This window comes from Candidatus Pelagibacter communis (genome assembly GCF_001179945.1).
Lineage (GTDB): Bacteria > Pseudomonadota > Alphaproteobacteria > Pelagibacterales > Pelagibacteraceae > Pelagilacustribacter > Pelagilacustribacter ubique_A.
This window is the reverse complement of the sequence record NZ_CVSG01000055.1, coordinates 43,957-55,989: the sequence shown is the minus strand read 5'-3', so window position 1 is coordinate 55,989 and position 12,033 is coordinate 43,957. Positions and strand designations below refer to the sequence as shown.

Annotated in this window: 16 protein-coding genes; 7 read left to right on the top strand and 9 right to left on the bottom strand. The window is 29.7% G+C overall.

Annotated elements, in window-relative coordinates:
* Nucleotides 1-79: 79 nt before the first annotated feature.
* A complete protein-coding gene (locus AMN78_RS01500) occupies nucleotides 80-607 on the bottom strand; it encodes a phosphoribosyltransferase (protein ID WP_075533845.1) in 528 nt (175 codons plus the stop codon).
* 33 nt (nucleotides 608-640) lie between these two features.
* On the opposite strand from AMN78_RS01500, the gene AMN78_RS01495 reads away from it, so the two are divergent.
* Complete coding sequence (locus tag AMN78_RS01495; protein ID WP_075533844.1) at nucleotides 641-928, top strand: DUF1330 domain-containing protein; 288 nt, start codon at nucleotides 641-643, stop codon at nucleotides 926-928.
* On the opposite strand, the gene AMN78_RS01490 is transcribed toward AMN78_RS01495, so the two are convergent.
* Entirely contained in the window at nucleotides 925-1,548 is a 624-nt protein-coding gene (locus AMN78_RS01490; protein WP_075533843.1) for a DNA-3-methyladenine glycosylase family protein, read from the bottom strand. The genes AMN78_RS01495 and AMN78_RS01490 overlap by 4 nt on opposite strands.
* Nucleotides 1,545-2,423, bottom strand: a complete 879-nt coding sequence (locus AMN78_RS01485; protein WP_075533842.1) for a DMT family transporter — start codon at nucleotides 2,421-2,423, stop codon at nucleotides 1,545-1,547. The genes AMN78_RS01490 and AMN78_RS01485 overlap by 4 nt, the downstream gene beginning before the upstream one ends.
* A 32-nt stretch (nucleotides 2,424-2,455) precedes the next feature.
* Between AMN78_RS01485 and msrA the strand changes: the two genes are divergently transcribed.
* The 5 genes from msrA to AMN78_RS01465 are packed head-to-tail and all read left to right on the top strand — an operon-like array spanning nucleotide 2,456 to nucleotide 7,686.
* Nucleotides 2,456-2,902: a peptide-methionine (S)-S-oxide reductase MsrA gene (gene msrA, locus AMN78_RS01480; protein ID WP_075533841.1), complete on the top strand. Its 447-nt coding sequence runs from the start codon at nucleotides 2,456-2,458 to the stop codon at nucleotides 2,900-2,902.
* Nucleotides 2,902-3,318: a rhodanese-like domain-containing protein gene (locus AMN78_RS04235; protein WP_256997684.1), complete on the top strand. Its 417-nt coding sequence runs from the start codon at nucleotides 2,902-2,904 to the stop codon at nucleotides 3,316-3,318. Before msrA ends, AMN78_RS04235 begins: the two co-directional genes overlap by 1 nt.
* The gene (locus AMN78_RS04230) at nucleotides 3,311-3,721 is read left to right on the top strand and encodes a rhodanese-like domain-containing protein (RefSeq protein WP_306452607.1); all 411 of its coding nucleotides are present in this window, start codon (nucleotides 3,311-3,313) and stop codon (nucleotides 3,719-3,721) included. The genes AMN78_RS04235 and AMN78_RS04230 overlap by 8 nt, the downstream gene beginning before the upstream one ends.
* Nucleotides 3,718-4,590 carry an efflux RND transporter periplasmic adaptor subunit gene (locus AMN78_RS01470; RefSeq protein WP_075533840.1) on the top strand — a complete coding sequence of 291 codons (873 nt, stop codon included), beginning with the start codon at nucleotides 3,718-3,720 and terminating at the stop codon, nucleotides 4,588-4,590. Before AMN78_RS04230 ends, AMN78_RS01470 begins: the two co-directional genes overlap by 4 nt.
* Nucleotides 4,591-7,686 (top strand): efflux RND transporter permease subunit, encoded by a 3,096-nt coding sequence (locus AMN78_RS01465; RefSeq protein WP_075533839.1) that lies wholly within the window; start codon nucleotides 4,591-4,593, stop codon nucleotides 7,684-7,686. It begins immediately after the preceding gene.
* On the opposite strand, the gene AMN78_RS01460 is transcribed toward AMN78_RS01465, so the two are convergent.
* From AMN78_RS01460 to AMN78_RS01450, 3 genes are read right to left on the bottom strand one after another with little or no spacing between them, the layout of a single operon-like run.
* A complete protein-coding gene (locus AMN78_RS01460) occupies nucleotides 7,676-8,275 on the bottom strand; it encodes a transglycosylase SLT domain-containing protein (protein ID WP_102133223.1) in 600 nt (199 codons plus the stop codon). The genes AMN78_RS01465 and AMN78_RS01460 overlap by 11 nt on opposite strands.
* A 20-nt stretch (nucleotides 8,276-8,295) precedes the next feature.
* Nucleotides 8,296-8,793 carry a thermonuclease family protein gene (locus tag AMN78_RS01455; protein WP_075533837.1) on the bottom strand — a complete coding sequence of 166 codons (498 nt, stop codon included), beginning with the start codon at nucleotides 8,791-8,793 and terminating at the stop codon, nucleotides 8,296-8,298.
* Entirely contained in the window at nucleotides 8,794-9,186 is a 393-nt protein-coding gene (locus AMN78_RS01450; RefSeq protein WP_075533836.1) for a VanZ family protein, read from the bottom strand. It lies immediately after the preceding gene.
* A gap of 40 nt (nucleotides 9,187-9,226) precedes the next feature.
* On the opposite strand from AMN78_RS01450, the gene AMN78_RS01445 reads away from it, so the two are divergent.
* A complete protein-coding gene (locus tag AMN78_RS01445) occupies nucleotides 9,227-9,946 on the top strand; it encodes a 2,3-bisphosphoglycerate-dependent phosphoglycerate mutase (RefSeq protein ID WP_075533835.1) in 720 nt (239 codons plus the stop codon).
* On the opposite strand, the gene AMN78_RS01440 is transcribed toward AMN78_RS01445, so the two are convergent.
* From AMN78_RS01440 to tsaE, 3 genes are read right to left on the bottom strand one after another with little or no spacing between them, the layout of a single operon-like run.
* The gene (locus tag AMN78_RS01440) at nucleotides 9,936-10,634 is read right to left on the bottom strand and encodes a sugar phosphate nucleotidyltransferase (protein WP_075533834.1); all 699 of its coding nucleotides are present in this window, start codon (nucleotides 10,632-10,634) and stop codon (nucleotides 9,936-9,938) included. The two genes, AMN78_RS01445 and AMN78_RS01440, sit on opposite strands and share 11 nt — an antisense overlap.
* Nucleotides 10,631-11,593: an aminoglycoside phosphotransferase family protein gene (locus AMN78_RS01435; protein WP_075533833.1), complete on the bottom strand. Its 963-nt coding sequence runs from the start codon at nucleotides 11,591-11,593 to the stop codon at nucleotides 10,631-10,633. Before AMN78_RS01435 ends, AMN78_RS01440 begins: the two co-directional genes overlap by 4 nt.
* Nucleotides 11,583-12,032, bottom strand: a complete 450-nt coding sequence (gene tsaE, locus AMN78_RS01430; RefSeq protein ID WP_075533832.1) for a tRNA (adenosine(37)-N6)-threonylcarbamoyltransferase complex ATPase subunit type 1 TsaE — start codon at nucleotides 12,030-12,032, stop codon at nucleotides 11,583-11,585. The genes AMN78_RS01435 and tsaE overlap by 11 nt, the downstream gene beginning before the upstream one ends.
* Nucleotide 12,033: the final 1 nt, after the last annotated feature.

The window sequence follows — 12,033 nt, the reverse complement described above, 5'->3', positions numbered from 1 at the left end:
AGCTATTTGGGTAATTGCAGTATTCAGCGTAGTAAGTTTCTACGTAGCTTAAAAGTTTAGGGCCGGGTAACTCTGGCCCTTAATTCTTCTGATGTTTCTCTATTAAGTCCTCAACTTTAATCTCCTCATAATGCTCAAACGGTTGGACAATCCAGGGATTGCTTTCTAATCTTTGTGAGCAAAAATCAGGTTCAAAAATTGAGTCCTTTTTTTTCCACAAAACAGCTGTTTTAATTTCTTTTATTTTCCCTATCAAAGGTGGATATTTTTTTAACCAATCGATACTTCTATTTAATGTAATTCCAGTATCAGATAAATCATCACATAATAGAATATTTCCACTCATTTCTTGAACGGTTGAACTCATTTCCCTTGAAAAAACTAAATCTCCTTGCTGATCTTCAATGCCCTCACCAGAATAGGACTCTACTGCTAAATAAGCACATTTTAGTTTAAAAACACGACTCAATACATCAATGATCGGAGCACCGCCCCTCATAATTCCAATGAGTAAATTAGGCTTAAAGCCACTTTTATGAATTTGTATGGCCAATTTCTCTACGATTTGATTGTACTCTTTCCAATCAATGATAAGTTTATCTGCCATGTAGAAAGCTAATTTATTTTAAAGGAGTTGTAAATGAAAGGATATGTAGTGTGTGTTTATAAAAATATAAATAATGAAGAAAAGTTGAGAGAATATGCAGTCAAAGCTAGAGCAGCAGTTGAAAAATATAAAGGTAAATTTCTAATTAGGGGCGGTAGATCGACATCTAATGAAGGGGATAAATCTCCAAGAACAGTTATAATTGAGTTCCCATCCTATGATGAAGCGAATAACTTTTATAACTCAAAAGAATACCAAGCTGCGCATTCGATTCTTAAGGGTTTTGCAGACCGACAACACCAAACAGTTGAAGGGACTTAATACTGAATTGGTTCATCATCAATACTACGCCAAAGGTACCATGTGGCAACTGAACAATAAGGAGTAAATTTTTTATAAAGTTTATTCAAAAAACTTTTTGGAGGATAATATTTCTTTTTATAGTTATTAGAAATTGCTCTAAGTAGACCGATATCCTGCAACGGCCATATATTTGATCGATTATAAGTAAATAATAATATCATTTCAGCACTCCACCTTCCGATCTGTCTAAGATTTGATAAATAAATTATTGCATCTTCATCACTCATTTTATTAATCAATTTTGGATCAAATTCTTTTTTAATTAATTTAATTGACAGTTCTTTTATGCCCAAAGCTTTTTGTCTACTTAAACCACAAGATTTCAGTTGAGATAAAGACAACTTAGATACATTAACTGGATTAATTTTTTTAGATTTTATCTGAAACTTTTTAAATACTGAATTTGCTGCCGAAACACTTATTTGTTGACCAACTATACTTTTGCAAAGAGAATAAAAGATATCTTTTCTAGTTGTTAAGAACTTGTCATCATATCTGAGTATGAGATTTTTTAAAACTTTATCTTTTCTTGATAAAATCTTAATAGCTTTTAACCAATAACTTGGATAATTTCTCACGGTCTAGAACTTACAACCTTCTTTTTAAGTTCAGACTCTCTCATAAAAATAATCACAGAACTTATAATTATTAATCCAGCACCAACTATTGTTAAAAGTTTTGGTATTTCACTCCATATAAAATAACCTAATAAAATCGCGAAAACTAAATTTAAATATTTAGTTGGAGTTACTAGTGAAGCTTCGGCATACCTTAAAGAAACAGTTAAAAGTATATTAGCCACTGAGCCAACAAGTCCTGTAAAAATTAAAAGAAATAATTCAAATTTATTCGGCATTACCCATCCAAATGGTAAAGTTAATAATCCCACGATCATACTTAAAAGTGAGAAATACAGTGCTATTCTGTAATTTGGTTCTGTTGAAGAAAGACTTCTTATGCTTAAAGCGACACAAGCAAAAAAAATACAAAATATTATTGGAAAAATATAATATATATTTAATTCTTCATAAGCAGGTTTTACAATAAGAAGCATTCCAAAAAATCCAATTAACACTGCAAGCCATCTTTTAATTCCAACTTTTTCTGATAAAAAAAATATTGATCCTAACGTAACGAAAATAGGGCCACCAAAAGTTAAGCTTACAACATCAGCTAAAGGTATTTCTCGAAGTGCTATAAATAAAGCAATAATTGCTAACGTGCCAGTAATTGCTCTAAAGGCATGTAACTTAGGTCTACTTGTTTTATAAAACGTTTTAAATTCACTTCGAGGAACAAGCATCAAAATTGGTATTAAGCCAAAAAAGAATCTTGAAAACAAAACTTGACCTACAGGAAACATATCTAACCATTTTACACTTGCATCCATCATCGCAAAACACGCGACTGATGCAATACCGTACAATACGCCTAATTGATTTCGTGTAAACAATTTAATATCCTCTTTAACTGTATAATTAACTTATGAAGAAATGTACACTCGGACTAGGGTGCTTCTGGGGCCCTGAGGAAAACTTTAAAAACAAACCAGGTATTATTGATACTGAGGTAGGCTATGCTGGTGGACATAATCCTGTAGTATCCTACGAAGAAGTTTGCAAGGGAAATACTGGTCATGCTGAGGTTGTAAGATTAACTTTTGACGAGAAAGTAATTTCTTTCAAAAAAATTTTAGATTTGTTTTTCAAGATGCACGATCCTACTCAAAAAGATATGCAATTTCCTGATATTGGGACTCAATATCGAAGTGAAATTTTTTATGAAGACGAAGATCAAAAAAAAGAAGCTAAAGAAGTTCTAGAAATTTTTAATAAAGAGCTTAATGGAAAAATTCAAACAAATATTTCTCAACTCAAAAATTATTGTAGAGCAGAAGAATACCATCAAAAATATTTTGAAAAGAATAGATAATGAAACAACTTGTTACTACAGAGTGGTTAGAAAAAAATATTAATCAAGTAAAAATACTAGATGCTACCTGGTGCTTGCCCAATTCAAATAGAAATGCTGAAGAGGAATTTAAGTTAAATCATATAAAAAATTCAATTTTTTTTGATATTGACAAGAATTCAGATCAAAACACTTCGATACCTCATATGCTACCGTCAATACAAAAATGGGAAGAAATTGTTTCCAATCTAGGTTTAAAAAACTCTGACCGTATAATTATTTATAACAATTCTGATGTCTACAGTTCATGTAGAGTTTGGTATACCTTTATTTACTTTGGTCATGATACCAATCTCGTTTCAGTGTTAGATGGAGATTTTAAAAAGTGGTTAAAAGAAAAAAAGACCAACTTCAAAAGAGGCAACAAAAATTTCTAGGACAAACTATAAAGCTAAAGAGGACAGATCTATTGTTATAGATAAAAAACAAGTTGAAGATAATATAATAAGAAAAAAATTTCAGCTAATAGACGCTAGAAGTAAACAAAGATTTTTAGGTCTACAGCCGGAACCAAGACAAGGGTTGAGAAGTGGTCATGTTCAGGGTTCTAAAAATTTGCCTTTCCAATTGCTATTAAACGAAGATCGTACTTTTAAAAAAAGAGATGAGTTGATCAATGTTTTTGACAAAAATGAAATAGATAACGATAAAGAAATAGCTTTTACATGTGGATCTGGTGTTACTGCATGTATTTTAGGACTAGCTAATTCTATCATAAGTGGTAAAAAACCAACTATCTATGACGGCTCATGGTCAGAGTACGGACTAGAGAAAAAATGAAAACATTTTCAAAATTAAAAGTTTTTTTAATCATCTTTTTTATAGCTATTTTCACAATTATAGCTGCAAGACATTTTATAGGTTTACACTTTAAGAAAAAATTTAGTGTAAGACCTGCTCCAGGAGTAATTGTTGAACAAGTTGAAAAATCTTTGTTTTATAAAAGTATTGAAACATTTGGAACTGCCATTGCTCAAAATTCAAAGACTTATAGAATAAAAGAAAGTGAAATTTCTGGAAAATTGAATATTGAAAATAGATTCGTAAAAAAAGGTGAAGTAATTTTAAGGCTTAAAAGTGGTGAAGAAATAATTGCTGACTTTGAAGGAAAATTAGGTAAACGAGAAATTGCTCAAGGTGTTTTAGGCTCAGAAAGTTTAATTGTGACTTTAGACGATTTAAAAAAGATAGTAATAGATATTAAAGTTCCAGAAAATTATGTAAGCATACTTAAAAAGGGACTGAGGGTTGATATTACGAGTTCGGCATTTAAAAAAATTTTTAAAGGGGAAATTGAGACAATCAGTTCAAGGATAGATCCTTCCACAAGATCAATTTTGTCTAGAGTTTTAGTAGATAATTCAAGCTTCGAGATCATCCCAGGGCAATTAATGACTGTAAAAGTTATATATGATGAAATAAATCAAATCGGTGTTCCTGAAAGTGCTGTAACGATCCAAGGAAGCACAGCTTTTGTTTATACAGTAAAAAATGATACTGCTGAAAAAAAAGAAATTAAAATAGGTAAAAGAAATTTTGGTAAGGTTTCAGTTATTTCCGGAATAAATGAAGGCGACTTTGTAATTGCAGAAGGTGTCTCAAAAGTAAGAAATAATGCCAAAATAAAAATTATTAATCCTAAAAATTAAATGTTTTTAACAGACTTATCTATAAAAAGACCTGTAGTAGCATCAGTAATGAGCTTAGTACTAGTGATATTTGGTCTTGTCACTTTTCAAGAAATTCCCACTGACGAGCTTCCAGATGTCCAGCCTCCTGTTGTAACTATTCAAACTGATTACAGGGGAGCCTCAGCAGAGATAGTTGACACTCAAATAACTCAAAAAATCGAAGATTTTGTTGGAGGAACACCAGGTTTAGAAACGATTGACTCTTTTAGTGAGGATGAAAGCTCAAGAATTACACTCACTTTTGAAACTAGTCTAGATTTAGATGATGTTGCTAACGATGTAAGAAGTTCAGTATCAAGAGTTTTAGATAATTTACCGGAGGGAGCAGAACAGCCTGAAATTTTTAAACAAAGCGCAGGGATGAGGACTACTATGTGGTTATCTTTTAATTCTGAAACAATGACTGATTTAGAGTTGACTGATTATGCTGATAGATATTTAACTGACACTTTTTCAACTGTTGATGGCGTGGGAAGAGTTCGTCTTGGTGGTCAAAGAGAACTTTCACTGAGAGTTTGGCTAGATCCAATCGCTTTAGCTGCAAGAGATCTAACCACTCAAGAAGTCGAAGCGGTCCTAAGAAGTGAAAATACAGAATTTCCAGCTGGGCGAATTGAGTCGAGGGATATCGATCTAACTATAAAACTTGATAAAGCTTATAAAGAAGTTGAGAATTATAAAAATCTACCTCTAAAAAGAGCAAAGGACGGTTCAATCATAACTTTGTCAGATGTTTCAAGAATCGAATTAGGAGCTGAGTCAACAAGAACTCTTTTTAAAGGTAACGGAAAACAAGTTGTTGGAATAGGGATATATCAACAATCTGACGCTAACACTATTGCTGTAGCTAATGGGATCAAAAATAAGATAAAAGAGCTGAAACCAAGTTTACCACCAGGCACTACTTTAGAAGTTTCGTTTGATAGAAGTAATTATATTAAATCTGCTATTAAAGAAGTTTATAAAACGCTGATCATTGCATTGATATTGGTAACGATTATTATTTATCTATTTTTAGGCAACCTAAGAGCTTTGGTTGTCCCTTTAATAGCTTTGCCTGTTTCATTAATCTCAACTTTTTTATCAATTTATATTTTTGATTTTTCAATTAACCTTTTTACTTTGATGGCCTTAGTACTAGCTATCGGTATTGTAGTTGATGATGCTATTGTGATGCTTGAAAATATAGTAAGAAGAATTGAGTTAGGAGATACACCTTTAGTTGCAGCTTACAAAGGTGCTAAGCAGGTATCCTTCGCAATAATAGCCACAACTGTTGTATTGGTAGCAGTTTTTGTTCCTTTAATTTTTATTAAAGGAATTACAGGAGTTCTTTTTACTCAAACAGCAATTACTCTTGCATCAGCTGTGATTATTTCTAGCTTTGTTGCGTTGTCGTTAAGTCCAATGTTAGCTAGCAAATTTTTGCAAAAAGATATGCAAAAATCAAAAATTGTTTTAAAATTTGAGAAATATTTAAAAGATCTCACTTATCTTTATAAAGTTTCACTATTAAATTGGATTAAGAAAAGAAAAACAATAACTATTTTTTTATTGGGTACTCTTGCATTAACAATATTCTTTTTTAATTTTGCTAAAAAAGAATTAATTGCTCCTGAAGACAGAGGGGCATTTTTTGTTATTGTAAAAGCTCCACAAGGTTCTGGTTTTAACTTTACTAAAGATAGAGCAGAAGAAATTGAGGAATTGTTACTGCCAAGCGTAGGTAAAGGTGAATACAGAAAATTAATAATGCGAGTTCCAGGTTTTGGAAAGTCGGCAAAACAAGTTAATAGCGGTTTTATAATTGTTCTTCTAGAACCTTGGGCTAAAAGAGATCGTCATGGTGTTGAGATAATGAGAGAGTCCTTTGGAAAAATAACTAGAGTGCCGGGTGTTTTGGCTTTTCCAATAATGCCTCAAGGGATAAGGACTGGTGGAATAGAAAGTCCAGTACAATTTGTTGTTTTAGGTAATACATATGAACAATTGATTGAGTGGAAGGAAATAATTAAAAAAGAGGCAAGAAAAAATCCTGGTCTTACTTCTATTCAAGATGACTTTGATCTGAACAAACCTCAATTAAATGTAAAGATAGATCAAAAAAAAGCCGCTGATTTAGGAGTTTCAACAGAAGATATTGGAAAAACTATAGAAACAATTTTTGGTTCAAAAAGAGTTACAAACTTTACAAGGGATGGAAAGGAATATTCTATAATTTTGCAAGGTGATATCAAAGATAGACAAGAGCCAGATAGTATAAGTAAAGTTTTTGTAAGATCTAAAAATAATGGAAAGCTTGTTTCTGTGTCAAACTTAGTTGCATACGATGAAGAGGGACAATCTCCATTCTTAGCAAGATACAATAGACAAAAAGCAGTTACTATCTCAGCAAGACTTGTAGGAGACTATTCGCTTGATGAGGCTCTAAAGTTTTTAGTAGGTGTAGTAGAACAAAATACACCTCAAGCAAAAATTGCTTATAAAGGTGAAAGTGAAGAGTATAAAAAAACTAATACTGAACTTTATGTAATATTTGCTTTAGCATTAATTACTGCATACCTTGCTATGAGTGCTCAGTTTGAAAGCTGGAGGCATCCATTGACAATTATGTTAACTGTGCCAATGGCTATCCTTGGTGGATTAATTGGTTTACTTGTAGTTGGGTCCTCATTGAATGTTTATAGTCAAATAGCATTAATAATTTTGATTGGTCTCTCAGCAAAAAACGGTATCCTAATTGTAGAATTTGCAAATCAGTTGAGGAAGGAAGGAAAAAATTTAGAAGTTGCTGTATTTGAAGCTGCCGCTATTAGGCTCCGACCTATTCTCATGACAAGTATCTCAACAATTATAGGAGTTTTACCACTTATTCTTGGAACTGGGCCTGGTGCTGCAAGTCGATTAACTGTTGGTATAACAATATTTGGCGGAATGTTATTCTCAACATTTTTTACTCTCTATGTAATCCCTACTGTTTACACAATTGTTGGAAGAGGAACCAAGAGGATTGATGCTGTTGAAATTGAGTTACAAAAACAGCTTAAAAAATAATATATTTGTTTTTATCTAGATTTTTTTTGCAGAGAGTTAATTGTTTTCTATATTTACTTGCCATATCTTTCACGGACTTTGCATATATTATAGCTTTTTTATCTTTTGAATAATTTTTATAATCTCCCCAACCCTTATAATACGCTAAATATTGCCGATAAGGGTCTTTTTTTGAAATTTTTAATATTTTATTTGTTTTATAAATATACCAACCTATAAAATCTACTGAGTCTTTAAACCTTGCTCTTGTAGCTAAAGGATTGTTTGTTTCTCTTTTATACTGTTCCCAAGTTCCCTTCACAGCCTGAGAATATCCAAATGAAGATGAAGGTCTTTTAAATGGTATTACTTTAAATAATTTAGTTCTTGGAGGTTTTGCAAGCCAATTAAAATCGCTTTCTTTTTTTACAAAAGCTAGTTGTAAATGAATAGGTGCTCCCCATTTTTCATAGGAAGCCTTAGAATGTTTGTACCACAAATATCTTTCCTCAAAGATAGCGCAACTATTTTGAGTATTTTTAGGAATTGACGAACAGGCAACTAAAATAAAAGATATTAATATTAATATAATTTTTTGAAAATGAATCACTAAGTAATTTATACTAAAAATTAGTTAAGCTTTCTCCATTTTTCTGGATTCATAAACTTCCCCTGCCATAATCCTAATTTTTTTTCTTTAGCAAAATCTTCATCTGACACATATTTTTCTGAGTATCTTCTATATGCTATCGCGTATCCATTTCTTACCATCCACTGATTTAAGTTTATTTCTCCTTTAAAACAAGTTGCTATATATCTTTTGTACCTATCTTTTGATGTAAATATACATTTGATTTTAGAACCATTTATTTTAGATTTTAATTTTGCTTTTGAAACTTGCCCGCAGCTATAATCTTTGTAGATTGAAAAACCAATTGTGGATGAAATTTTTAAAGACTCTTTTTTACATTGTTGTTTCATTTCCGGAGCATCTATACCTTCTAATCTAAATTTATAGTTATTTATGTGGACTGTATCTCCATCTATAATTTTTGGTATTCCTGATATTTCTTCAGCAGTAGCTTTGGAAACAAAAATTAAAAATATAATTATAAAACGTATGAACATCTAATCTTTAAGTTTTTTCAAAATTTTAAATATGAAATATGCCATCAATACTCCTAAACTATTTGCATATAAGTCGTTTAGTTCAAATGCTCTATTAGGAATAAAATAATGTAATAATTCTAAAATTATTGAAATCAAAAATAAAAAAGAGAAACTGTAAATAATTTTTTTATTATAGTTTCTCAATAATAATCCTAAAATACTAAGATAAAAAAAGAATATTAAATGATTTATAGATGTTCCTAACGGGTTTGAAATAAGATCTGGTTGCCTTCCTAAGTCACCATAAAGAAAAAAACCGATTAGGCTTCCTGGGAATAAATATAAAATAAATAGAATTATAAATGAAAAATAGAACAGATATTTTATAAAAAAGAAGATATTATTTTTCATTTAGATTTTAATATAGTACAAATTACATTATTTAATTTATATGAGTAAACTTATTTTAACAAGACACGGTCAAAGCGTCTGGAATGCAGACAATAAGTTTACTGGATGGGTCGATGTTGATCTTTCAGATAAAGGCAGGGAAGAGGCAAAAAAATCAGGTGAGTTGTTAAATAAATTAAACATTAAAATTGATATTAGCTATACCTCTTATCTTAAAAGAGCAATTGAAACACTTACTATTATCTTAAAATCAATAGGTTTATCAATGAAGTTTAATACTGCTTGGGAATTAAATGAAAGACATTATGGATCTTTGACAGGCCTGAACAAAGAAGAAACCAAAAAGAAAATTGGTGAAGAACAGTTTAAAAGCTACAGGAGATCTTGGGACATAGCACCTCCGCCTATGGCTAAAGATAGCAAATACCTTGAAAATTTTAGTCCTTTAAACGGTGGAATTCCTCAGAATAAAATTCCTTTAACCGAGTCTTTAAAGAATACTTACGACAGAGTGGTCCCTTATTATGATATTGAAATAAATAAGAATTTGAAAAATGGAAAAAATATTTTGATATCGGCTCATGGAAATTCATTAAGAGCATTGTGTAAATATCTTTTTAGGATTTCAGATTCGAAGATTAACGAACTAGAAATTCCAACAGGAAATCCACTAATAATAGAATTTGATAATCAATTAAAAATTATAAAATATTATTATCTAGATGATACTAGAGCAAAAAATATTATTTTTAATCAATAGGACTTAAAGAAGATATTTTTTCAAACATTTCTACAGTATTTAGATGGTAAAATTTTTGATTACTTTCGAATCCACCCAGATTGTTTTCACTTATTAATTTTGTCCAAACTTCATTCATAGAAAAAATATTTTTATTAAAAAGGGTTAAATGATCATTTTTCATTATTTGAAGACCAGTAAAAATATATTGGTTCTGATCATCTTTAGAAATTAAATTATTGTTTAAATTAAAGTCACCCTTAAAGGAATTATCCAAAGATAGTTCCTTTTTTACCAGTAGTAAACACGGTCTTTTGTTTGAAAAATACTCTTTTTCTAAAGATTGTACTTCTTCAGAATATTTATTGCTCCAAAGTGTGTCTGGATTTATTACAAAAAAGGGATTATCCTTAAATTCTTTTGCTCCCTTTTTTACACCACCACCAGTATCTAATAATAAATCTTTTTCATTTGATATTTTAAATTTAACCTCTGATGTAAAATCTGAGATAAATTTTTCTATTTGATCAGCAAGATGGTGAGTATTAACTGTTATCTCTTCTACACCATGATTGATTAGAAGATTAATTGCTCTTTCAAGAAGAGTACTACCTCCTACTTCTAATAATGGTTTTGGTTTTTTATTGGTAAGAGGTTGCATTCTCTTACCTAGGCCGGCGGTCAATATCATCCCATGTTTTATTTTCATAAATTATTTATTTTTTTTAGTTTTTTAATTTTTAAATGTTTATTAAATAATAAGTTAAGCTTTTTGAAAATAGGATTTTTGAGACGTCTCTCAATTAAACTCCAAGTGTAAGGTAAATATTTCAAATAATTTGGCTTGCCATCTCTTTTAAAAAGTCTTACGAATATTCCTAGAATTTTTAAATTTCTTTGAACAGATAATATTTCAAAATCGTTTTTTAAATTTTTGTATTTCTCTTTTTTAAGTTTGGATTTGTTATAATAAAAATTTAATAATTTCTCCTGTAAATTTGAAGGTAATTTTATTCGCACATCATCAATTAATGAAGCTACATCATATAATGGATTTCCAATTATCGCATCCTGGCTATCTATTAAACCTAGTTTGTTTTTATTTATCATTATATTTGATGCATGAAAATCTCTATGTACAAAAGTATTATTTTGAAAATAAAGTTTTTTATATATTTTTGTTAATTCATTTTTAATAATACCTTTAATTTTTTTTGGTTTTGAAATTTTGAAACAATACTTTAAGTACCAATCAAAAAATAAATCAGACTCCTTATGAAGATTCTTAATAGAATAATTTTGAAAATTAATTTTGAATTTTCCTAAACGGTAATTTCGTTGTAACTTTATATTTTGTAGTTTTATAAGAATCTTAATTAAATCTTTGTAATCTTTAAATTTATTTTTTTTTTTAATAATTGAATTGTAAAATGATTTTTGTCCCAAGTCAGAGATTTCAATAATATTGTGTTCATAGTGATTAGAAATTAACTTAGGTGCATATATTTTGTATTTTGTTAAAATCTTGTTTACAGCAATATAGGTAATTAAATTTTTAAATTTTTCTTTATTTGCTTGAACAATAATTGATGTATTCTTACCTTTCTGTAATCTGTAAAATTCTCTAAATGATGCATCTCCTGAAATTTTTTTAAGCTTATAATTCATTTAAAATTTTCCATTTTCCTGAGCCAACAAATTTTACCTCTCTCTCTTTTTCATTTTTAGCATAATCTATATATATTTCTAACTTATCAGATAATGGAATATTAATGAGTTGAGGCCATTCTATAATCTTAATTGTATCTTGCTTATCTAAAAATATTCCTAAATGCTTTAACTCTTTTTCTTCTCTTATTCTGTAAAGATCATAATGCATAATCTTAATATCCTTCAGATCATACTCGTAGAGTAAGTTAAAAGTGGGACTAAGTACTTCGGTAATCTTTTCCCCCCTTTTTTCTTGTAAATAATTTATCAAATATCTTGTAAAAGTAGTTTTTCCTACACCGATTTCACCAATTAAAAAAATACAATCGTTTTTAGCTAGCTTGTCCGCAATTTTTCGTGATAAAGAATTTAGATGTTCTAAAGATTTAACAATCATT